Below are 21,361 nucleotides of genomic sequence, written 5' to 3'. Positions count from 1 at the left end.
CTCCCATGACCACTGTCACCAAGACCGCCGTCCTGCCCGTCTCCGTCGACGAGGCCTTCGCCCTCGTCACCCAGCCCGAGCGGCTGCGCCGCTGGCAGACCGTCACCGCGCGCATCGACCTGCGCGTCGGTGGCGACTACCGCTGGACGGTCACGCCCGGCCACATCGTCGCCGGCACCGTCCTCGAGCTCGTGCCGGGCAAGCGGATCGTCCTCGGCTGGGGCTGGGAGGGCGGCCTCGACCCCGCCACCTCCACCGTCTCCATCACCCTCACGCCGGTCGGCGACGGCACCGAGGTCACCCTCGTGCATGAGGGCCTGACCGGCGAGCAGGCCGCGAGCCACTCCGAGGGCTGGAACCACTTCTTCGAGCGGCTCGAGCGGCTCGCCACCACCGGCGACGCCGGCCAGGACGAGTGGGCCGCGGCCCCGGAGAACCTCGACGAGCTCACGGCCGCCGAGGCCACGCTCGCGGTCCTCCAGCCCGTCCTGCGCGGCCTCGCGGCCGAGGACATGGCCGCGCAGACGCCGTGCGCCGACTTCGACTGCGACGCCCTGGCCACCCACCTCCTCGGCTCGCTCGTCGGGGTCGGCGCGATGGCCGGCGCCGACATCGCGACCCCGGAGGACGGCACCCTGGAGGACCGCGTCTCGACCATGGCCGGCGACGTGATCGAGGCCTACCGCGCCCGCGGCGTCGAGGGCACGGTGGCCGGTCCCGGCGGCCACGACCTGCCTGCGCGCGTGGCGGTGACGATCCTGTCGATCGAGTTCCTGCTGCACGCCTGGGACTTCGCGCAGGCCAGCGGCCAGCAGGTCACCGTCGCCGACGAGGTCGTCGCCTGGGTGCGCGAGCACGGCGGCGACATCATCGTGGGCGCCCGCGCTCGCGGCGCGTTCTCCGACGAGGTCGAGGCCCCGGCCGACGCGTCGCCGCTCGACCGGCTTGCGGCGTTCGCCGGTCGCCGTACGCCCGTCGCGGTCGTAGCCTGACGACCATGGAGATGCCGAAGCACACCGACGAGGACAAGGCCCGCTTCCGGTCGCTGGTCACCGAGGGCCCGGGCGTCGAGATCAAGCCGATGTTCGGCTCGGTCGGCGCGTTCGTGAACGGCAACATGTATGCCGGGTTGTTCGGGTCCGCGGTCGGCGTCAAGGCCTCCGCGGAGGACCTCGCCGAGCTCGGCGCCATCGAGGGCGCGGGTCCGTTCGGGCCGGCCGAGCGCCCGATGGGTGGCTGGCTCGCGCTGCCGGAGTCCTTCAGCGACGAGGAGGCGATGTCGTGGATCGAGCGGGCCCGCGAGCACATCGCGACCTTGCCGCCGAAGGTGAAGAAGGCGAAGAAGTGACCCAGCTGTCAGCGGGCGAGTCGCTCACCCTGGCGGACGGCCAGCCGCTCGGAAAGCTCCGGATGGCCGTCGGCTGGGAGCACACCCATACGGCCGGTTTCGCGGGCAGCGGAGCGGCACCGGCCGACCTCGACGCGTCGGCCGTGCAGTTCGCCGGCGGCCAGTTCTTCGACGTCGCGTTCTTCAACAACCTCGCGACCCGCGACGGCTCGGTCGTGCACCTCGGCGACAACACCACGGGCAAGGGCGAGGGCGACGACGAGTCGATCAGCGTCGACCTGGCCAAGGTCTACGCGAAGGTCGACACGATCCTGTTCCTGGTGACGAGCTACCAGGGCCACTCGCTGGAGTACATCCGCAACGCCTACTGCCGCCTGATCGACGACGCCGGTGTCGAGCTCGCCCGCTTCACGCTCACGCTCGAGGTGCGCGAGACGGGCGCCGTCCTGGCCAAGCTCGTGCGGTACGGCGACGCGTGGCAGCTGCACGCCATCGGCTCGGGCATCGCCCTCAAGACACCGACGGACTCGATCGAGTCGCTGGCGCCGTACGCCTGAGCGGGCTACCTAGCCGCGCGAGCGGAGCCGCGCGTTGGGCAGGGTGGGCGCGGGGATCGGCGGGAGCGGTTCGTCGACCACGATGCCGAAGCGACCGGGTCGCACCTCGCGGCCGTCGGTCACACCGACGACCTGGTCCTGCCACTCCTCACGGAACGCGACGACCTCCTCGTGGGTGCGGCCCACGAAGTTCCACCACATGACGATCTGCTCGCCGAACGGCGGACCGCCGAGCACCACCACGCGCACGGCTTCAGCACCTGCGGTCAGCGCGATCGACGTACGACCGGGAGCGACGTAGGCGAGCTCGTCCTGCTTGACCTCGCGCTCGTCGACCTGCAGGACGCCGCGGTCGACGAGGAAGCCGAGCTCGAAGGTGTCGTCCACCTCGAGGTCGAGCCTGGCCCCCGGGTCGAGGTGCAGCTCCGCACCGAGGAGCGGTGTGTGCGTCGACACCGGCGACGTGTCCCCGAGCAGCGAGCCGAGGAACACACGCGCCTGCCAGCCCGACCCGGTCAGCAACGCCGGCGCGTGGTGGGCGAAGCCGGGCGCGACGTGACGGCTCGCGTCGGGCAGGGCCACCCAGAGCTGGACGCCGTGCAGCGACGTCGTCCCGGCCGTCGACACCTCGGAGTGACTGATGCCCTGGCCGCCGGTCATCAGGTTGACCTCGCCGGGCCGCACCATCGCGTCGTTGCCCGCGCTGTCGCGGTGGCGGATCTCGCCCTCGAACAACCAGCTGACGGTCTGCAGCCCGGTGTGCGGGTGGGGCGCGACGCTCATGCCGCCCGACTCGGCGACCAGGTCGGGACCGTAGTGGTCGACGAAGCACCAGGCGCCGATGAGCGAGCGCTCGCGCTGCGGGAGGGTACGGCGCACCCGCATCGCGCGAGGCCCGCCGAGCGGCACGTCGCGCGGCGAGAGGACCTCGATGCCGCACTCGACGTCGCCCGTGGTCGCCACGGTCTCCTGGGGGTCGCGCTCGGGGTTGGTCATGGTCCCCCACGCTACTCCGGGGAATCGGCCGCACATCGAGGTCCGTTGGCAGCAATTTCACTCGACCCGGCACCTTCACCCTCCCTAGGGTCACAGGGACCGGAGCACGTTTCGCACCGTTCTACGAGAAGGACTGATCCGCATGCGGAAGCTCGTCGAGTCAACGTTCGTGACGCTGGACGGCGTCATCGGTGATCCCCAGGTCTGGGGAGTGCCCTACTGGGACGCCCAGCACCAGGAGTACGCCACCCACCTGCTCGACTCCGCCGACGCGCTCGTGCTCGGTCGTGAGACCTACGAGAACTTCGCCGGCGCGTGGCCGAGCCGCTCGGGCGATCCCTACAGCGACAAGATCAACGCGATGCCCAAGCACGTCGCCACCCGCACCCTCACCGACCTGACCTGGAACGCGTCGCCGCTCGCCGGCGACACCGGCGACGCCCTCGCCGCGGTCAAGGACCAGCCCGGCGGCGACCTGCTGAAGTTCGGCACCGGCGAGCTCGACCAGACCCTGCTCTCGCGCGGCCTGCTCGACGAACTGCACCTGTGGGTCTTCCCGGTGATCGCGGGCACGGGCGACCGGCTGCTCGACGGCCTCGTCGACACGACCCACCTGAAGCTCGTCGACACCCACCGCTTCGACAGCGGGATCGTCGTGCAGGTGCTCGCGCCGGAGTCGAACGGGTCCTGATCAGCTCAGGTGGTGGGGCGTGACCACGCGCCGCCCGCCCGTGCCCCGACCCTCAGTGACACCCCGGCTCTCGTCCGTCGGCTGGTAGCCCGGCTCCTCGAGCCGCACGATCACCGACTTCGACGTCGGGGTGTTGCTGCCCTCCGCCGTCGAGTCGAGCGGCACGAGCGGGTTGGTCTCGGGGTAGTAGGCCGCGGCGCACCCGCGCGGCTGGTCGTAGGACACGATCCGGAAGCCGCGTGCGACCCGCTCACCGTCCTCCCACTCGCCGACCAGGTCCACCATGTCGCCGTCGCTGCGACCCAGGGACTCGATGTCGGACGGGTGCACGAACACGACCCGGCGCCCGCCCTTGATCCCGCGGTAGCGGTCGTCGAGGCCGTAGATGGTGGTGTTGAACTGGTCGTGGGATCGCAGCGTCTGCAGGATCAGCCGGCCGGCGTCGACCTCGAGCACCTCGATCGGCGTCGACGTGATGACCGCCTTGCCGCTCTTCGTCTCGAACGTGCGCGAGTCACGCGGCGGGTGGGGCAGCACGAACCCGCCCGGCTGGTCGATCTTCTCGTCGTAGGCAGCACACCCGGGGACCACGCGCGCGATGTGGTGGCGGATGCGGCTGTAGTCGTCGCGCATGGCCGCCCACGGGATCGTGGAGTCGGGCAACGTCGCGAGGGCCAGCGAGCAGACGATGTCGACCTCGGACCGCAGGTGCTTCGACGCCGGCTTGAGCGGGCCGTGCGAGGCATGCACCGCCGACATCGAGTCCTCGACGGTGACGCGCTGGCGACGACCGCCGGTGAGGTCCTGCTCGCTGCGACCGAGCGCGGGGAGGATGAGCGCCTCTCCCCCGGTGACCATGTGCGAGCGGTTGAGCTTGGTCGAGACGTGCACCGTGAGGGCGCAGCTGCGCATCGCCTTCTCGGTCACCTCGGTGTCCGGCGCCGCCGCGACGAAGTTGCCCCCGAGGCCGAAGAAGACCCGGACCTTGCCGTCGCGCATGGCGCGGATCGCCTTGACGGTGTCGTAGCCGTGCTCGCGGGGCGGTTCGAAGCCGAACTCGTCACGCAGCGCGTCGAGGAAGTGGTCGGGCACCTGCTCCCAGATGCCCATCGTCCGGTCGCCCTGGACGTTGGAGTGCCCGCGCACCGGGCACAGGCCGGCACCGGGCCGGCCGATGTTGCCCTGCAACATGGCGACGTTGACGATCTCCTTGATCACCGCGACGGAGTTGTGGTGCTGGGTGATGCCCATCGCCCAGCAGGTGATCGTCGCCTCGGAGTCGCGGAACATCTCGGCGGCCGCGGTGACCTGCGCGCGGCTCAGCCCGGTGGACCGCTCGACCTTCGCCCAGTCGAGGTCGGCGACGTGGGCGGCGTAGGCCTCGAAGCCCTCGGTGTAGGTCTCGAGGAAGTCGTGGTCGAGCGCGTCCCACTCGACGAGCAGCGCACCGATGGCCTGGAACAGCGCGAGGTCGCCGTTGATGCGGATCGGCAGGTGCAGGTCGGCCATCTCCGTACCGGTGCCGACGACGCCGCGCGGGCGCTGCGGATTCTTGAAGCGGACCATGCCCGGCTCCTCGAGCGGGTTGATCGAGATGATCTTCGCGCCGTTGTGCTTGGCCTCCTCGAGGGCGGAGAGCATGCGCGGGTGGTTGGTGCCGGGGTTCTGGCCGGCGACGACGATCAACGACGCACGGTGGATGTCGTCGAGGCTGACCGAGCCCTTGCCGATGCCGATGGTCTCGACGAGGGCGGTGCCGCTGGACTCGTGGCACATGTTGGAGCAGTCGGGCAGGTTGTTGGTGCCGAAGGCCCGGGCGAAGAGCTGGTAGGCGAAGGCGGCCTCGTTGGAGACCTTGCCCGAGGTGTAGAACACCGCCTCGTCAGGGTCTTCGAGCCGCGCGAGGTGGCCGGCCATCAACTCGTTGGCGTCGTCCCAGGAGATGGGTTCGTAGTGCGTCGCGCCCGGACGCAGCACCATCGGCTCGGTGATCCGGCCCTGCTTGCCCAGCCAGAACTCCGAGCGCTGCTCGAGGTCGGCCAGCGAGTGCTCGCGGAAGAAGTCGGGACCGACGCGCTCCCGGGTCGCCTCCTCGGCGACGGCCTTCGCGCCGTTCTCGCAGAACTCCGCCGTGTGGCGGTGGTCCGGACTGGGGTCGGGCCACGCACATCCCTGACAGTCGAAGCCGTCGACCTGGTTGAGCTTGAGCAGGGTCTGCGCCGTACGCCGCAGGCCCATCTGGCTGATGCCGGACTCCATGGCCTTCGCGACCCCGGTGACACCAGCCGCGGTGTGCGGCCCGTGCTCGACCTCGAGGGATTTCTCGTCTTCGACCTTCTTCGAGAACAACATGTCCCCCATCTTGCCCCCGACACCGTGGGCTGTCGCGCGCCGGACACCTCGACCTTCCCTGTCGTTCATCGGCATGCGGCACCGTGCCCGCATGCGGATCGCGCAACTCGCCAACTTCATCGGACCCGCCTCGGGCGGCATGAAGACCGCCATCCACGCGCTTGGTGAGGGGTACGTCGACGCCGGCTGTGAGCGCCTGCTCGTGATCCCGGGCCCGACGGACTCGCGGGTCTCGACCCACGCAGGTGACGTCGTCCAGCTGCGCGCGCCGAAGGTCGGCGGCGGCTACCGGTTGATCGTCGAGCCCTGGCGGGTCACCGAGGTCCTGGAGTCCTGGCGACCGACGTCGGTGGAGCTCAGCGACAAGCTCACGCTGCTGCCCGTCGCTCGGTGGGCACGCCGCTCAGGCGTCGGCTCGGTGTTGTTCTCGCACGAACGGCTCAGCGACATGTTCGCCATGCGCACCGGCCTCGACACGACGTCCAAGGTCTCGATCGCGCTGCTCAACCGGATCCTGGTCCGCAGCTTCGACACCATCGTCGTCACCTCGCGCTACGCCGAGGACGAGTTCACCAACGCCGCGGCCGGTGCGGACTGCCCGATGGTGCGGGTGCCGCTCGGCGTCGACCTCGACACCTTCCGCCCGGCGCTCGACCCGCAGCGTGCTGAGGGGCCGCTCCGGCTCACGTACTTCGGCCGGCTGAGCCGCGAGAAGAACCCGCACCTCGCCGTGGCCACCGCGGTCGAGCTGCACCGCCGCGGCATCTCGATGACGCTCGACGTGTACGGCGACGGCCCCCACCTCTCAGAGCTCGTGGAGCTCGCAGCCGGCGCACCGGTGACGTTCCACGGCTTCGTCGAGGGCCGCGCCGACCTCAACGCCCGGATCGCGGCGGCCGACATCTCGCTCTCCGTCTGCCCCAGCGAGACCTTCGGCCTGGCCGTGCTCGAGGCACTGGCATCGGGAACCCCCGTCGTGACCGCCGACCGGGGTGGCGCCCGCGAGCTGGTGGACGAAGGATCGGGGGCGTGGGCCGCTCCCCGCGCGTCGGCCCTCGCGGATGCCGTGCTCGACCTGGCCGCCCGGCCCGAGGCCGAGCGTCGACGAGCGGCTCGCGCCCGCGCCGAGCAGTTCCCCTGGTCGGCGACGGTCGACTCGATGCTCGACGTGCACGCCGAGGTCACCCGCAGTGCGCGCGTCGCGGTCGGCGCCTGACGCCCACACGGAATAGCGCTCACCGGCTGCCGGTTGGGCTCCGAGTGACCTCACTCTTCGAGCCCCTGACCCTCGGCGCGGTGACGACGCCCAACCGCGTCTTCATGGCCCCCCTGACCCGGATGCGCGCGACCGCGCCCGGTGACGTCCCCAACGAGCTGATGCGCGACTACTACGTCCAGCGCGCGAGTGGCGGGCTGCTGATCTCCGAGGGCACCCAGATCAGCCCCGAGGGCAAGGGCTACATGGACACCCCGGGCATCCACGACGACGAGCAGGTCGCGGGCTGGCGCACGATCACCGACGCGGTCCACGCCGCGGGCGGTCGGATCGCCGCCCAGCTGTGGCACGTCGGCCGGGTGTCCCACGAGTCCTTCCACGACGGTGCGCTGCCGGTGTCGGCCAGCGCGGCGCCGTACCGGAATCGCACGACGGTCCGCGGCGAGGACGGCAACCCCACCCGCGTCGACTGCCCCACACCTCGTGCCCTGGATCTCGACGAGATCCCGCGCGTGATCGAGGACTACCGCCGCGCGACGCTCAACGCCCGCGAGGCCGGCTTCGACCTGGTCGAGATCCACGGCGCGCACGGCTACCTCCTGCACCAGTTCCTCGCCGCCGACGCCAACCTGCGCACGGACTCCTACGGCGGCTCGCTCGAGAACCGCGCCCGGCTGATGCTCGAGGTCACCGACGCCGTCGTCGGCGCCTGGTCGGCCGACCGCGTCGGCATCCGCATCTCACCGATCGGCTCGTTCAACGGCACGACCGACCCCTCGGGTGCGGAGGCCGGCCTGTACGTCGCCGGCGAGCTCGCCCAGCGCAACCTGGCCTTCCTCCACCTCTCCGAGCCCGACTGGGCCGGCGGCCCGGAGCTGAGCGACGACTACCGCCGCTCCCTGCGCGACGCCCACCCCGGCGTCATCGTCGGCGCCGGCAACTACGACGCGGCGAAGGCGACGCGGCTCCTGTCGGAAGGCCTGATCGACGCAGCGGCGTTCGGCCGGTCGTTCATCGCCAACCCCGACCTGCCGCGGCGGCTCGAGGAGGGGCTCCCCCTGAACGCGCCGCTGCCGGAGAGCTTCTACGGCGGTTCCAAGGCCGGCTACACGGACTATCCCGTCCACGCCTGACGCGGTCGCTCCGCGCCCTCCTGTCAAGCGAGGCGGCCCAGGGCGGACTGGGACTCGACCAGTCCCTCGTCACTCGGCGCCTGCTTGTCACCGAAGACGCGCTGGGCCTGGCGAGCGCGGAGCCCGAGGTGCGCCTCCGAAGGCTTGGTGAAGCCGTCCCGCTCACGCGCCTCAGCCGGGGTGAGCACTTCCGGGTTGAGCGGGTCGATGCCCTGCCAGTGCGGCTCGACCACCGACAACAGCCCGGGGGCGACCTGGCGCACGACGTAGCGCTTCACCGGACCGACGCGGTCCACCACCGTGAACAGTGACCACAGGTAGGGGCGGATCAGGAGATCGGTCACGGGGGACTGCTCGATGCCGCCCAACTGGCGCTGGTAGTGCGGCATCGAGGCGATGGTGCCCTTGCGCAGCGACCAATTCATGATCGGCCTCATCACGCGCACGAACCCCGTGGCGTCCACGAGGACGTGGTTCGCCCCGTCGAGCAGGTGGTCCATCATCTGCTGCGCGGCTTCGCTGGCGGCGACCTTCGGGCGCCAGGCCTCGAAGTAGGCCCGCACCTCGTCCCGGGAACGGGGTACGGCGGCCGGGTCGCAGGTCTGCAGCTCGGCGGCGATCGCGCACTCGGCCCAGTACTGGTTCTCCTCGGCCTCGGTGAGCTTGCCCGGGCCGTACATCTCGTAGGCCTTGAGCACCGAGTGCCAGCCGGTGATCAGGATCCACAGCTGGGAGTCCGGGTCGTTGGCGTCGTAGTGGTTGCCGCTGACCGGCTCGATGCCAATCGCCTTGGAGTGGATCTTGACCAGCACGTCGGCCATCTTCGTGATGGTGCGGCTGTCCCCGAACGCGACGGTCGCGAAGTACTGCACCGTCCGCGCATAGCGGGTGGGCAGCCGGGCGTAGTTGTCCCCGGTGTTGTGCACGGCCGCGAGCAGGTGGGGGTCGAGCTCCTCGATGACGACAGCCCGCTGGATGCCGATCAGGGGCGTCGTGGCGTAGCCCCAGACCTTGCGGGTCGGCGAGTCCTCCGAGAAGAACCCGTAGTCCTCGTGCGGCTGGATCCTCGGCTTGTTCTTCGTCATGGACATTCCTCAGGGGTTCATCGAGCTCATCGAGCTCTGACCTGACGTTAATACACCTATGCAGGAATTTGCTACAGTGGTGACGCAAAATCACCCCGACCTAGGATTCGGCCATGCCCGCGAAGACCCGCGCTCGCCAGCGCGCCCCGCACCTCGGGCCGGAGCGACGACGTCCACAGGTGCTCGACGCCGCGCTCGCGATCGCGGTCCGCGACGGCATCGGAGCGGTCACCGTGGGAGCGGTCGCGGCCGAGATGGACGTGACGCGGCCGGTGGTCTACGCCTGCTTCTCCGACCGCGTGGACATGGTCGAGGCGCTGCTGGACCGAGAGTCCGCAGCGCTGCTCGAGGCAGTGCTCGACGCACTTCGCGGCTCGGGCACGACCCTCGAGCCCGAGCAGGCATTCACCGAGGGCTTCCGCTCGCTGCTCGCGGCCGCGGCGACCCGGCCGGACTCATGGCACCTGTTGCTGACCGGCGAACCCGATCCTGCGCTCTCCGAGCGCTTCCGCGCTGCACGCACCCTCGTCCAGGCCCAGGCGACCGCCTGGATCGGCCCGGCGATGGTCCGGTGGTGGAACACGCCCGAACTGGGCCGAAAGCTCCCCGTCCTGATCGAGTTCTTCATGTCCTCGTGCGAAGCCGCGGTCCGTTCGCTGCTCGACGACGGCAACGACTGGGGTCCCGACGAGCTCGGCGAGTTCGTCGGCAGCGCGGTGCACCGGGCGTTCCGCGACGCCTGAGTCAGACGTCTCGGGTGGCCGCGCAGTGCCGTGCCCGCAGAGCGACCCGAGCGCGCTGATCACGAGGGCGGCGAGCGCGAGCCCGAGCGTGCTGGTGGCGACGTACGGCGTGAGCGCGACCGCCGCGACGGCGTTGAAGACGAGCGCCAGGAAGCTCGCGCACGACATGACCGCGCCACGACGGGTCGGCAGCAGGTCGAGCGTCATCAGCTGGATCGACGGGTAGGCCATGCCGTTGCCGAGACCGAGCAGGCTCGGGCCGATGATCGCCCATGGCAGGTCGGTCGCGAGCGGTGAGGCGGAGATGCCGACGCCGACCAGGGCTCCGAGCAGAGTGATGGTGTAGCCGATCGAGACGAGCTTGCGCTGCGTGATGAGCCCGGCGGTGCGACCGCTGATGAGCGAGCCGACCATCATCGAGCCGATCATCGGCACGAAGAGCATCCAGAAGTCGAGCTCGCCGAGGCCGAGCAGGTCGACCACGAAGATCGCGGCGCCGCCGATGTAGAGGAACTGCGCGCCGAAGCCGAGGGCGCCGGCCCAGGCCAGGCGGTGGAACGCGGGCTGCCGTCCGACCTCGACCAGCCCGCGCACGACCTCGCCGACCCGCAGCGGGACCCGCGCCTCGACCGGGTGCGTCTCGGGCAGGACGACGAGCGTCGCGATGATGAGCACGACACCGAGGAGCACCTGGAAGGCGAACACCAGTCGCCACGGGCCGACCTGGAGCAGCCCGCCGCCGACGATCGGCGCGATGGCCGGGGCCAGCCCGAAGATCAGCGCCACCCGGCTCATCAGGCGCTGCGCCTGCTCGCCCTCGAACATGTCGCGGATGACGGTGCGGCTCACGATGGTGGCGCCGCCGGCGCTCAGGCCCTGGACGATCCGCCCGACCAGCAGCAGCTCGAAGGTGGGGGCGAACGTGCAGGCGATCGACGCGGCGGCGTACGCACCGACGGACCAGAGGATCACCGGCCGGCGACCCAGGGAGTCGGACAGCGGCCCGTGGAAGATGCTCATCGCGGCGAACGCCAGCATGTAGGCCGTGACGATCAGCTGGAGCTCGCTCGTCGTCACCCCGAACTCGTCGCGGATGTGCGGGAACGCCGGGAACGGCGTGTCGATGCTGAACGGCCCGATCATCGAGAGCATCGCCAGCACCAGCGGGATGAGCGCGATGAAGCGGGGTACGGCGACCTCGTCGACCCGTTCCCCCGCGCTCATGGGGTCATCAGATCATCCCGGCGCCAGTGCTCTTGCCCTGGCGCCGACTCTGCGGGCGTCCCCCTTGCGCCCGCGGCCCGGTGTGACGTAGAACACGGGAGGCGCGTCGACCACCCCCGCGACGTGCTTCCGCCTGACCGAAGGACTCACCATGTCCCGTCCTCCCCTGGCCGTCGCGCTCCTGGCCCCGGCCCTCCTCATCGCACTCGGTGTCACCGCACCGGCCGCGGCCCACGACGGTTCCGGGCCAGATGCCCGGCTCGACCCGGCGCGGATCGCGTCGCTCCCCGGTGCCAGCACCTCGGCCCTCGGGCTGATGAGCGACAACGTCCAGCACCTCGCCAACTCCCCCGACGTCCTGGGCATCTCCGGCTGCTTCTCCAAGAGCGCGCCGTACTTCTACCTCTCCGGTCTCGACACGATCAGCGTCTTCGACGTCTCTGACGCGGCCAACCCGGAGCTGGTCGGTGTCCTGGACAACATCGTCTTCGAGAACGAGGCGATGAACTGCGGCGAGCGGCGCACCAAGGACGGCGTGGAGCGGTTCGTGCTGGTCGGCAACAACCTCTACGACTACTCCAGCTCCGATCCCGAGGGCTCGGCCGGATCCACGCTGGAGGACGAGCTGGTCGTCGTCGACGTCACCGACCCCACCGATCCCCACGTCCGGTCTCGCCTGACCACCACCACCGGTGACCACACCGTCGCGTGCATCCTCGAGACCGCCTGCGACTACGCCTACTCCTCCGGTGGCAGCACGGGCTTCTCGATCGTCGACCTGCGCGACCTCGACGCCCCGCGCGAGCTCGACGGCGACGCCGTCACGGCCGGCGTGCAGCCGCTCTCGATCGCGACCGGCGGCCACAAGTGGAACTTCGCGGCCGGCTACGGCATCCACACGGGTCGCACCGGCACCCGGATCCTCGACGTCACCGACCCACGCGACCCGCAGCTGCTGGCCTCCAGTGGCGCCGCCGGTCGCGGTGACAACCCTGACGGCTCGGCCAACGGCTACAACGACTTCATCCACCACAACTCCTTCTGGCCCAACGCCGAGAACTTCGTCGCCGGAGCGGCGCCGGCCCTGGCGAACGGCAACGTCCTGCTGGTGACCGAGGAGGACTACGAGGACGTCAACTGCGAGACGGCCGGCTCCTTCCAGGCCTGGCACGTGCAGGGCCTGCCCGGCGGCGACGCCGGCGAGGGCGCGATCGTGCCGCTGGACAAGGTGGAGCTCGCCGACCTCGGCACCTTCCCGCTGCCCGTCGGCGGCTTCTGCTCGTCCCACTGGTTCGACTACCACCAGTCCGGCATCGCGGCGGTGGGCTTCTACGGCGGCGGCACCCAGTTCATCGACGTCCGGGACCCCCAGCAGCTGACCTCCTACGGCCACGCCGTCTGGGGCGCCTCGGAGGTCTGGGACACCTACTGGGTCCCGGTCTACAACAAGAACGAGGTCGCGACCGGCAAGCGGAGCGACATCGCCTACAGCGTGGACCTGGTGCGCGGGCTCGACGTCTACCAGGTCGACCTGCCCACCTCCCGTACGTCGACCGAGGGCGGCGGACTCCTCGGCCAGGTCAACGCGGTCAGTCTGCAGACCCCAGGCCTCGCGCTCGGCTTCGGCCTCGTCGCAGCCATGGGACTGCGCAGGCTGCAGCGTCGCCGTTCCTGATCCCAGACCATCCCACCCCCTCTCCCAGGAGATCTCCATGCGTTCCACAGTCCTGCGCTCCGGCGCCGTCCTGGCAGCCGTCGCGCTCTCGCTGACAGCCGCCCCCGCCCTCGCCCACGAGGGGGGTGGCGACAGCCCCACCAACGTCCGCGCGCTCCAGGTGGCGACCGAGGGCGAGGCGAACAACATGTCCTTCGTCGCCAACCTGCAGTACGAGCAGGCCACCACCGACACCGACGGTGACGGCGAGCTCGACCCGGTCAACCAGAACGGCTCCGACGTCGAGTTCATCACCGTCGGCAAGAAGGAGTACGCCCTGGCCGGCACCCTGCGCAAGGGATTGCGGATCATCGACGTCACCGATCCGGCCGCGCCCCGCCAGGCGGCGCACTACGACTGCCCGCTCTACCAGGGCGACGTCCAGGTCTGGGAGAACGGCGGCAGGGCGTACGTCGCCTACACCGCCGACAGCGCCTTCGACTCCGGCGGCGTGAAGGCCTCGACCTCGCAGTGCGGCCGCGACCTGGCCGACGACTTCGCCGCCCAGGGCATCGACCCTGCCCGCGCGCTGGGCACCGTCATCGCCGACATCTCCAACCCACGCAAGCCGCGCACCGTGTCGTTCCTGTCAGTGCCCCGCGGGTCGCACAACATGACGATCCACCCGAGCGGCGACTACCTCTACAACTCCAACTCCGACCTCGCCACGAGCACCGATCCGACCATCGAGGTCTGGGACGTCTCCGACGTGCAGTCCCCGGCGAAGGTGCACACCCTGCACCTGCCGGTGGTCCCGACCTCGCTGGGATCGGAGTCCCACGACGTCACCTTCGACGCGGACGGCGACCGCGCCTACTCGGCGGCCATCTCCCAGACGCTGGTGCTCGACACCACCAATCCTGCGAACCCCTCGATCCTGTCCCAGATCATCGACCCGAGCATCAACGTCTCCCACCAGGCCGACCCGGTCACCCTCACCGACGCGGACGGCAACGAGCGGGAGCTGCTCGTGATCACCGACGAGCTGGCAGGTGCCACCAGCACCTACACCTGCCCCGGCGGCGGCCTGCACGTCTACGACATCACCGACGACAACGCGCTCGCCCCGGTCAAGGTCGGGGCGTGGTTCATCGACCACGTCAACGCCCCCGAGTCCCGGTGCACCTCGCACGTGCTGCGGATCTACCCGGAGCAGGAGATGCTCACGATCGCCTGGTACGGCCAGGGCGTGCGCGTGCTGGACATCTCCGGCCTCGCCGACGTGGCTGCCCTCCCGGCCGCGGTGGCGTTCGGTGACGGCGTGGGCATGACCGAGGTCGGGTCCTACGTGATGCCCGATGCCGACACCTGGTCGTTCAAGACCAACAAGATCGCTGCGGACGGGTCGTTCTACGGCTACGGCAACGACATGGTCCGCGGCTTCGACGTGTTCCACTACGACGGCACCGGGATCGACCGCGAGGTCCCCCCGCTCGTCCCGACCTCGCTGCTGACCGACGCCGAGCTGATCGACGCCGGGGTCACCGAGGGTCTCGGTGGCGTCGTGGCCAGCCCTGAGCCCGTCGCCGAGCCCACCAGCATCGGCCTGCCGGCCTCCGGGCTCACCCTGGGGGTCGGCCTCGTCGCGGCCGTGGGGCTGCGCCGCCTGCGTCGCGGCTGAGGGCTGTCAGCTGTTCGAGAACACCGCAGGATCGTCGGGGCCCCGGCCCGCCCACGTCCAGGCGTAGGCCGGGTCCTCGACGGCGAGGCCGCCCTCGCCGAGCTCGAGCGGGGCGAAGGTGTCGACCATGACGGCCGACTCGTCGAAGTAGTCGGCACCCAGCGACGCCTCGATCGCGGCCGGCTGCGGGCCGTGGGCGTAGCCGCCCGGGTGCAGGGAGATCGAGCCGAGGTTGATGCCCGAGCCCTTGCGCGCCTCGTAGTCGCCGCCGACGTAGAACATGACCTCGTCGCTGTCGACGTTGGAGTGGTAGTAGGGCACCGGGACCGAGAGCTCGTGGTAGTCGACCTTGCGCGGCAGGAAGTTGCAGATGACGAAGTTCCAGCCCTCGAAGACCTGGTGCACCGGCGGCGGCTGGTGGATCTTGCCGGTGATGGGCATGAAGTCGTCGACGTTGAACGTGTAGGGGTAGAGGCAGCCGTCCCAGCCGACCACGTCGAAGGGGTGCGTCGCGTAGGTCATCCGGGTGCCGACGATGCCGGAGCTGGTGCGGTGCTTGACCAGCACGTCGACGTTCTCCCCTTCCATGACGTACGGCGACGACGGCCCGTGCAGGTCGCGCTCGCAGTAGGGCGCGTGCTCGAGGAACTGCCCGAAGCGCGACAGGTAGCGCTTGGGCGGGTGGATGTGGCTGTTGGCCTCGATCGCGTACAGGCGACTCTCCGACGCCGGCACCCAGCGGTGCGTGGTCGCGCGCGGGATCACGACGTAGTCGCCGACGCGATAGGGCACGACGCCGAAGACCGACTCGACGGTGCCGGTGCCGGACTCGACGTAGACGCACTCGTCGCCGATGGCGTTGCGGTAGAGCGGGCTCGGCTCCGTGCCGGTCACGACGTAGGCGATGCGGACGTCGTTGTTGCCGAGGACGAGGCGGCGGCCCTCGACCGGACAGGTGCCCGTCTCCAGCGAGTGCAGCTTGAGGTGGCGTGCCTTGAGCGGGTGGTTGGGCGTGCGCGTCTGGTCGGCGAGCTCCCAGACCTGGCTGTCGACGAGCGCGGACGGGACGCCGCGGTGGTAGAGCAGCGAGGAGTCGGAGGAGAACCCCTCCTCCCCCATCAGCTCCTCGTAGTAGAGGGCCCCGGTGTCGTCGCGGTGCTGCGTGTGCCGCTTGGGCGGGATCGCCCCGACACTGCGGTAGTGAGCCATCAGCATTCCCATTCGTCCGATAATCGGCGTCGCTCGTCCGCTATGCGCCTATTGACTACAGTAACGGCGTGAGCACCCACCTGCCAGCCATGTGGACCGGCTTCTTCGACGACGCGGCGGTCTTCCCGCCCGGCAACGCCGACCTGCCCGACGCGGTCGCGGCGTTCAGAGCGAGACGAGACGAGTGGTACGCCGACCTGGTGGCCTCCCTCGTCGTCACCGATGAACGGGTGCCGGCCGTGGCGGACGCCGAGGTCCCGCTCTCGATCGTCGTCACCGGCGGTGCGGGCGCGCTGGCCGGGGCGCTCCGCCTCGCCGCCCGCGCGGGCAACCGCGTCGCCGGCCTGGAGATCGCCCTCCGCGACCTCGACGACCTGGCCGGCAACGCCCGCCGGGTCGTCGCCGCCGTCGACGCCGCCCGGATCGAGGGCGCCCTCGACGACGAGACGCCGGTCTTCGTCGAGCTGCCCGCCGCCGACGTGACCTACGGCTGGGAGGCTGCGGCCGACGAGGTCGCCGCGGCGGAGCTGCGGCTGAAGTTCCGCACGGGCGGGACCGAGGCACACCAGTTCCCCAGCGCCGGCCAGGTCGCTGCCTGGATCGACGCCGCGCTCGACCGCGAGCTCGCGTTCAAGTGCACGGCCGGGCTGCACGACGCCGTGCGCCATCGCGATCCCGAGACCGGGTTCGAGCACCACGGATTCCTCAACGTCCTGGCCGCCACCGCCGAGGCCGACTCCGGCCTGGGCGCCGCCGACGTCGCCGAGACGCTGGAGCTGACCGACGAGGCCGAGCTGCTCGGCCTCGCCCGCGAGCTCGACCTCACCAAGGCCCGACGGTGGTTCACCGGCGTCGGCTCCTGCTCGATCCTCGAGCCCCTCGCCGACCTGACCGACCTCGGACTCCTGGAGAAGCCATGACGGCCACACAGAGCTGGGTCGACGGAGCCGCGGGCTCGCTCTTCGACCTCGACAACCTGCCGTACGGCGTGTTCTCGATCGACGGTGACGACCGCCGCGTCGGCGTCCGCATCGGCGATTTCGTCCTCGACCTCGCGCCCGTCGCGGAGATCGGCGACCCCGCCTCGGTGCTGGCGCGTGCGTGGCGGTCGCCGAGCCTGAACGCCTTCATGGCGCTGGGTCCCGAGCAGTGGGCGACCGCGCGCTGGTGGATCGACGAGGTGCTGCGCAACGACGTGCACGAGGCACGCACGGCGCCCCACCTGCACCCGCTCGACCGGGTCGAGCTGCACCTGCCGATCGAGGTCGGCGACTACGTCGACTTCTATGCCTCCGAGCAGCACGCCTCCAACGTCGGGCGCATCTTCCGCCCCGACCAGGCGCCGCTGCTGCCGAACTGGAAGCACCTGCCCGTCGGCTACCACGGCCGCGCCGGCACCGTCGTGGCCAGCGGCACCGACGTCGTCCGCCCGTGCGGCCAGCGGGTTTCGACAGGCTCAACCGACGGTTCTCCTCCAAGCCCCACCTACGGCCCGTCGACCCGGCTCGACATCGAGGCCGAGCTCGGCTTCGTCGTGGGCACGCCGACGGACCTCGGCGAGCGGGTCAGCGTCGCCGACTTCACGCACCACACCTTCGGCGTCGTCGGGCTCAACGACTGGTCGGCGCGCGACATCCAGGCCTGGGAGTACGTCCCGCTCGGACCGTTCCTCGGCAAGTCCTTCGCCACCTCGATCAGCCACTGGGTGACCCCGCTGGCCGCCCTCGAGGCGGCGTGGACCGACCTGCCCGGCCAGGACCCCGAGCCGCTCGACTACCTCACGGTCGGTGAGCGGGCCGGCCTCGACATCGACGTGGAGGTCGTGCTCAACGAGACGGTCGTCTCGCGTCCGCCGTACGCCTCGATGTACTGGTCCCCCGCCCAGATGCTCGCCCACACGACCGTCAATGGCGCGAGTGTGCGCACCGGCGATCTGTGGGGATCGGGCACGATCTCCGGCTCCGAGCCCGACCAGCGGGGCTCGTTCCTCGAGCTGTCGTGGGGTGGCAAGGAGCCGTTCCTGCTCGACGGGGTCGAGCGGACCTTCCTCGAGGACGGCGACGAGGTGACACTGCGCTACACCGCACGCGGCACGTCTGGAGGTCGGATCGCGTTGGGCGAGGTGACGGGTCGGATCCTGCCGGCGACCTGAGCCAGCTCGGGTTCCAGCACGCCCGGCAGCCACGGTGCTGTGGCGATCTTCTCGAGCCGCTCCCGGGCGGTGCGGGTCGCCAGCAGCGCCAGCACGAGACCGGTCACCAGCAGGGAGCCGACCACGATCGCGACGTACGCCCCGTGCAGTGACGAGTCGAGGGGTGCGACGAGCCCGGAGATGACGACGGCCGCCAGCAGCCCGACGGTCCCGAGCCGCGGCAGCCGGATGGCCGCGAGGAAGGGCAGGGCCCAGAGGAAGTACCACAGGTGCACGACGGGGCTGAGCAGGATGAGTGCGCCCATCACGGCCGCCACCGCCCGCACCGCGTGCACCCGCGAGCCGGTCGGCCACGTCAGCGCGACCCGGATCGCGATCGCCAGCGCGACCACCTGCGCGACCGCGCGCACGAGATCGAGGAAGGTGCCGGGAGCCAGGCCGGTGCCGAGCCAGCGCGCGAGCAGGTCGAAGAAGCCGCCGAGCACGGTCGGCATCGAGAGCGGCACGTTGACCGAGCCGGGCACTCCCAGCGCGTGCACCCAGCCGACGCCGAGCCCGGCCAGGATCCCGGGCAGGACGAGCGCACCGCACGCCAACGCCCCGACCTGGGTCAGGCGCCGCAGCCGCTGCACCACCGAGGCGCCGACCGGCAGCGCGATCAGCGCGACGCCGATGCAGACCAGTCCGCCCGGCAGCTTGACCGCCGCCGCGAGACCGCCCAGGGCTGCACCCCACATCCAGCCCTGCTCCACGGTCACGACGAGCGCCGACGTCATCAGGCCGACCATCAGCAGGTCGTTGTGCAGCCCGCCGACGCCGTGCGCGAGCATCAGCGGCGAGCACAGCACGACGGCCGACGTGAGCGCCGGGTTGATGCCGGCCCAGGCCGCGAGCTTCGGCACCGACCACGCCAGCAGTGCCAGTCCCAGCAGCGCGAAGCCCCGGTGCGCGATCACCAGCATCCACGGGTTGCCGGTGACGTCGGCGACCGCGTCGCCGAGGAGCAGCGGCACCGGGCCGTACGGCGCCGCGGTCTCCATCCAGCGCGGGTCGACGCCCTGCACGATCGGCCCGACCAGCACCCCCGGGCCGTGCTCGTACGGCGAGATCCGGAAGTGCGTCAGCACGCCCTGCGCCGCGTAGGACCAGCCGTCGCGGGAGAACAGCGGAGGCGCGAGCACCAACGGGGCCGACCACACGATCGTCGCGTGCCGGACCAGCGCGAGCGCGTCCTCACGCTCGTCGCCCTCGGCCCGGGCGACGTGCCGGCACAGGCGCAGCCACGCGGCGGCGTAGAGCCCGAGCCCGACGAGCACGACGGCGAGCCCGGCCATCCGACCGGACTCCGCGCCCCGGAGCTCCTGCACCAGCGTGATCTGCATGAGCGCCGTCGACTCGGGCAGCGTCGAGATGACGACGCCCCCGATCAGGACCAGCAGGCCGCCGGCAAACCCCCGAGTCAACATGGCCGGGAGGCTAGGTCGGCTCACCGACGGGTCCGCCACGTCCGGGTGAACTCGACTCGAACAGTTCCCCCGCGTGTCTAGAGTTCGACGCGTGAAGCAGCTCGGGCAGCATGCCCCGCCCCGCCACGTCATCGCGCACCTCTCCGACCCGCACCTGCTGGCCGGCGGTGTGCGGCAGTACGGCGCCGTCGACACCGAGGCAGGGCTGCGGCTCTCCCTCGAGCGGCTCGCCCGGGTCGACCCGCCCCCGCAGGCCCTGGTGTTCACCGGGGACCTCGCGGACAAGGCCGAGCCGGCGGCGTACGCACGACTCCGCGAGATCGTGGAACCGGCCGCCGCCGCGATGGGCGCCGTGGTCGTGTGGGTGATCGGCAACCACGACGAGCGCGCCGACTACGCGCGCGAGCTCTTCGGGCAGGCCTCCGACGAGCCGCAGGACCGCGTGCACGAGGTCGACGGGCTGCGCATCATCTCCCTCGACAGCAGCGTGCCGGGCTACCACCACGGCGAGCTCAGCGACGAGCAGCTGGCCTGGCTCGCCGACGTGCTGGCGACACCCGCCGAGCACGGCACCCTGATCGCGCTGCACCACCCACCGATCCCGCTGCCGATGCTGCGCGCCGCCGAGCTGATCGAGCTGCTCGACCAGGACCGGTTCGCGGCCGTCGTCCGCGGCACCGACGTGCGCGGCATCCTCGCCGGCCACCTGCACTTCTCGACCTACTCCCTCGTCGAGGGCATCCCGGTCTCGGTCGCGTCGGCCAGCTGCTACACCGTCGACCCGACGCCGGTCGACCGCTTCGTGTCCGGCGTCGACGGCGGCCAGGCGTTCACGATGGTCCATGCGTACGCCGACCGGCTGGTGCACACGATCGTGCCGCTCGTGCCCGGCCCCGAGGTGAGCGGCATCGGCCTCGACATCATGGAGGCGATCGAGGGGCTCAGCGTCGAGGAGGCGCGCGAGCTCGCCTCCTCCAAGACCTCGCCCTTCAACACCCAGCTCGAGGGCGACGTCACGACCTGACCGCTGAGGCCCCGCGACCAGCCCGGGGCTACGGCCGGTCGGAGGAGTCGCCGGTGACCACGACGTAGAACCGCTTGCGGGTGTCGGCCGTGGTGACGGTGCCGTCGCTGTTGCGCGGGCTCACGACCAGGTGGTTGGTGTTGCCGGCGCCGGGCGGCGCGCAGTTGACGATGCCGGGCTGGCACATCGCCGCGGAGATCTCGCCGGCGAACTCGGGGTTCGCGTCGGCGGCACCGGCGCGCCCGTTGGTGACGCCGTCGGCGTTCTGGTCGACAGTGTTCTGGAGCGCGACCACCGCCAGGATGCCGTTGTTGGTGAGGTTCTCCCCGGCGTTGATGTAGACGTTGCCGTTGGCCCGCAGACCGGTCACGTCCGCGCCCATCGGGGCGAGGGTCGGATAGGCCGCGGTGATGCTGAAGCCTCCGGACTGCGCCACGATCGCGCCGGTCGCGTCGACCAGGGCCCAGCGCCCGACGCCGGCCGGGCCGGTGGCACCCTTCGCGCCCTCAGGCAGCTGGCCCTTCGCGAAGTCGCGAGCCTTCAGCGAGCTGTCGCGGATGTCCATCGAGCCCAGGGAGCCGTTCTTGATGTCGCGGCCCTTGAGGTTCTGGTCCTTGACGTCGACCGACTTGATCGACTTGTTGGCGATGTCGTCGGAGCCGATCAGTCCGGCTGCGGCCACGGAGGTGCCCGTGGAAGCGACGACGAGGGCGAGGACTGAAACGGCCATGGACGGCGAAGGGCGGCGAAGGTGCGGAAGACGCATGAGCTGGACCTCTCGATCGGGCACACCCCGGCGGTGGCCTCCTTGGAGGTTCGGTGTGACCCGG

General features: G+C 70.9%; 18 protein-coding genes and 1 pseudogene. 12 read left to right on the top strand and 7 right to left on the bottom strand.

Annotated features, from left to right (window positions below):
• The first annotated feature begins 5 nt into the window (after window positions 1–5).
• Genes CF8_RS02430 through CF8_RS02420 form a run of 3 tightly spaced genes read left to right on the top strand, consistent with a single transcriptional unit; the run spans window position 6 to window position 1,905 of the window.
• Window positions 6–992 (top strand): TIGR03086 family metal-binding protein, encoded by a 987-nt coding sequence (locus CF8_RS02430; protein WP_010831553.1) that lies wholly within the window; start codon window positions 6–8, stop codon window positions 990–992.
• 5 nt (window positions 993–997) lie between these two features.
• Window positions 998–1,348, top strand: coding sequence for a TfoX/Sxy family protein (locus CF8_RS02425; RefSeq protein ID WP_010831552.1), 351 nt, complete (start codon window positions 998–1,000; stop codon window positions 1,346–1,348).
• Entirely contained in the window at window positions 1,345–1,905 is a 561-nt protein-coding gene (locus CF8_RS02420; RefSeq protein WP_010831551.1) for a TerD family protein, read from the top strand. Before CF8_RS02425 ends, CF8_RS02420 begins: the two co-directional genes overlap by 4 nt.
• Before the next feature lie 9 nt (window positions 1,906–1,914).
• Here CF8_RS02420 and CF8_RS02415 read toward each other — a convergent pair whose 3' ends face one another.
• Window positions 1,915–2,901 carry a pirin family protein gene (locus tag CF8_RS02415; protein ID WP_010831550.1) on the bottom strand — a complete coding sequence of 329 codons (987 nt, stop codon included), beginning with the start codon at window positions 2,899–2,901 and terminating at the stop codon, window positions 1,915–1,917.
• A 142-nt stretch (window positions 2,902–3,043) separates the two neighbouring features.
• Here CF8_RS02415 and CF8_RS02410 point away from each other — a divergent pair, with 142 nt between their 5' ends.
• Complete coding sequence (locus tag CF8_RS02410; RefSeq protein ID WP_010831549.1) at window positions 3,044–3,592, top strand: dihydrofolate reductase family protein; 549 nt, start codon at window positions 3,044–3,046, stop codon at window positions 3,590–3,592.
• Here CF8_RS02410 and CF8_RS02405 read toward each other — a convergent pair whose 3' ends face one another.
• On the bottom strand, window positions 3,593–5,944 hold the full coding sequence (locus CF8_RS02405; protein WP_107704520.1) for an FdhF/YdeP family oxidoreductase: 2,352 nt from the start codon (window positions 5,942–5,944) through the stop codon (window positions 3,593–3,595).
• Window positions 5,945–6,035: 91 nt separating this feature from the next.
• Here CF8_RS02405 and CF8_RS02400 point away from each other — a divergent pair, with 91 nt between their 5' ends.
• Both CF8_RS02400 and nemA read left to right on the top strand, forming a co-directional pair.
• Complete coding sequence (locus CF8_RS02400) at window positions 6,036–7,160, top strand: glycosyltransferase (RefSeq protein ID WP_010831547.1); 1,125 nt, start codon at window positions 6,036–6,038, stop codon at window positions 7,158–7,160.
• Window positions 7,161–7,204: 44 nt separating this feature from the next.
• Window positions 7,205–8,293 (top strand): N-ethylmaleimide reductase, encoded by a 1,089-nt coding sequence (nemA, locus tag CF8_RS02395; protein ID WP_010831546.1) that lies wholly within the window; start codon window positions 7,205–7,207, stop codon window positions 8,291–8,293.
• 23 nt (window positions 8,294–8,316) lie between these two features.
• Here the strand turns inward: nemA and CF8_RS02390 are convergent, their stop codons facing one another.
• Window positions 8,317–9,378: an oxygenase MpaB family protein gene (locus CF8_RS02390; RefSeq protein WP_198016935.1), complete on the bottom strand. Its 1,062-nt coding sequence runs from the start codon at window positions 9,376–9,378 to the stop codon at window positions 8,317–8,319.
• A 113-nt stretch (window positions 9,379–9,491) separates the two neighbouring features.
• Here CF8_RS02390 and CF8_RS22865 point away from each other — a divergent pair.
• Window positions 9,492–9,686: pseudogene (locus CF8_RS22865) on the top strand (TetR family transcriptional regulator); the annotation flags it as partial.
• A gap of 147 nt (window positions 9,687–9,833) precedes the next feature.
• Here the strand turns inward: CF8_RS22865 and CF8_RS22860 are convergent.
• On the bottom strand, window positions 9,834–11,345 hold the full coding sequence (locus CF8_RS22860) for a multidrug effflux MFS transporter (protein WP_010831544.1): 1,512 nt from the start codon (window positions 11,343–11,345) through the stop codon (window positions 9,834–9,836).
• Window positions 11,346–11,496: 151 nt separating this feature from the next.
• Here CF8_RS22860 and CF8_RS02380 point away from each other — a divergent pair, with 151 nt between their 5' ends.
• A complete protein-coding gene (locus CF8_RS02380; RefSeq protein ID WP_010831543.1) occupies window positions 11,497–13,020 on the top strand; it encodes a hypothetical protein in 1,524 nt (507 codons plus the stop codon).
• Window positions 13,021–13,057: 37 nt separating this feature from the next.
• The gene (locus CF8_RS02375; protein ID WP_010831542.1) at window positions 13,058–14,680 is read left to right on the top strand and encodes an LVIVD repeat-containing protein; all 1,623 of its coding nucleotides are present in this window, start codon (window positions 13,058–13,060) and stop codon (window positions 14,678–14,680) included.
• 6 nt (window positions 14,681–14,686) lie between these two features.
• Here the strand turns inward: CF8_RS02375 and CF8_RS02370 are convergent, their stop codons facing one another.
• Window positions 14,687–15,889 carry a homogentisate 1,2-dioxygenase gene (locus CF8_RS02370; RefSeq protein ID WP_036491997.1) on the bottom strand — a complete coding sequence of 401 codons (1,203 nt, stop codon included), beginning with the start codon at window positions 15,887–15,889 and terminating at the stop codon, window positions 14,687–14,689.
• A 68-nt stretch (window positions 15,890–15,957) separates the two neighbouring features.
• Here CF8_RS02370 and CF8_RS02365 point away from each other — a divergent pair, with 68 nt between their 5' ends.
• Window positions 15,958–16,809 carry a hypothetical protein gene (locus CF8_RS02365; RefSeq protein ID WP_084622762.1) on the top strand — a complete coding sequence of 284 codons (852 nt, stop codon included), beginning with the start codon at window positions 15,958–15,960 and terminating at the stop codon, window positions 16,807–16,809.
• Entirely contained in the window at window positions 16,806–18,041 is a 1,236-nt protein-coding gene (fahA, locus tag CF8_RS02360; protein WP_036490023.1) for a fumarylacetoacetase, read from the top strand. The genes CF8_RS02365 and fahA overlap by 4 nt, the downstream gene beginning before the upstream one ends.
• On the opposite strand, the gene mptB is transcribed toward fahA, so the two are convergent.
• Window positions 17,966–19,507, bottom strand: coding sequence for a polyprenol phosphomannose-dependent alpha 1,6 mannosyltransferase MptB (gene mptB / locus CF8_RS02355; RefSeq protein ID WP_010831538.1), 1,542 nt, complete (start codon window positions 19,505–19,507; stop codon window positions 17,966–17,968). The two genes, fahA and mptB, sit on opposite strands and share 76 nt — an antisense overlap.
• Before the next feature lie 91 nt (window positions 19,508–19,598).
• Between mptB and CF8_RS02350 the strand changes: the two genes are divergently transcribed.
• The gene (locus CF8_RS02350; protein ID WP_010831537.1) at window positions 19,599–20,531 is read left to right on the top strand and encodes a metallophosphoesterase; all 933 of its coding nucleotides are present in this window, start codon (window positions 19,599–19,601) and stop codon (window positions 20,529–20,531) included.
• Between the two features lie 28 nt (window positions 20,532–20,559).
• Here CF8_RS02350 and CF8_RS02345 read toward each other — a convergent pair whose 3' ends face one another.
• Entirely contained in the window at window positions 20,560–21,261 is a 702-nt protein-coding gene (locus tag CF8_RS02345; protein WP_036490020.1) for a hypothetical protein, read from the bottom strand.
• Window positions 21,262–21,361: the final 100 nt, after the last annotated feature.

Origin of the sequence: Nocardioides sp. CF8 (assembly GCF_000389985.1) — a bacterium.
Lineage (GTDB): Bacteria > Actinomycetota > Actinomycetes > Propionibacteriales > Nocardioidaceae > Nocardioides > Nocardioides allogilvus.
Note: the sequence above shows the minus strand (reverse complement) of the source record. Positions and strands in the feature narration are given on the sequence as shown.

Coding starts and splice junctions, on each gene's coding strand:
- CF8_RS02430 (WP_010831553.1), top strand. CDS start 6: ATGACCACTGTCACCAAGACCGCCGTCCTGCCCGTCTCCGTCGACGAG.
- CF8_RS02425 (WP_010831552.1), top strand. CDS start 998: ATGGAGATGCCGAAGCACACCGACGAGGACAAGGCCCGCTTCCGGTCG.
- CF8_RS02415 (WP_010831550.1), bottom strand. CDS start 2,901: ATGACCAACCCCGAGCGCGACCCCCAGGAGACCGTGGCGACCACGGGC.
- CF8_RS02410 (WP_010831549.1), top strand. CDS start 3,044: ATGCGGAAGCTCGTCGAGTCAACGTTCGTGACGCTGGACGGCGTCATC.
- CF8_RS02405 (WP_107704520.1), bottom strand. CDS start 5,944: ATGTTGTTCTCGAAGAAGGTCGAAGACGAGAAATCCCTCGAGGTCGAG.
- CF8_RS02400 (WP_010831547.1), top strand. CDS start 6,036: ATGCGGATCGCGCAACTCGCCAACTTCATCGGACCCGCCTCGGGCGGC.
- CF8_RS02390 (WP_198016935.1), bottom strand. CDS start 9,378: ATGACGAAGAACAAGCCGAGGATCCAGCCGCACGAGGACTACGGGTTC.
- CF8_RS22860 (WP_010831544.1), bottom strand. CDS start 11,345: ATGAGCGCGGGGGAACGGGTCGACGAGGTCGCCGTACCCCGCTTCATC.
- CF8_RS02380 (WP_010831543.1), top strand. CDS start 11,497: ATGTCCCGTCCTCCCCTGGCCGTCGCGCTCCTGGCCCCGGCCCTCCTC.
- CF8_RS02375 (WP_010831542.1), top strand. CDS start 13,058: ATGCGTTCCACAGTCCTGCGCTCCGGCGCCGTCCTGGCAGCCGTCGCG.
- CF8_RS02370 (WP_036491997.1), bottom strand. CDS start 15,889: ATGGCTCACTACCGCAGTGTCGGGGCGATCCCGCCCAAGCGGCACACG.
- fahA (WP_036490023.1), top strand. CDS start 16,806: ATGACGGCCACACAGAGCTGGGTCGACGGAGCCGCGGGCTCGCTCTTC.
- mptB (WP_010831538.1), bottom strand. CDS start 19,507: ATGTTGACTCGGGGGTTTGCCGGCGGCCTGCTGGTCCTGATCGGGGGC.
- CF8_RS02345 (WP_036490020.1), bottom strand. CDS start 21,261: ATGGCCGTTTCAGTCCTCGCCCTCGTCGTCGCTTCCACGGGCACCTCC.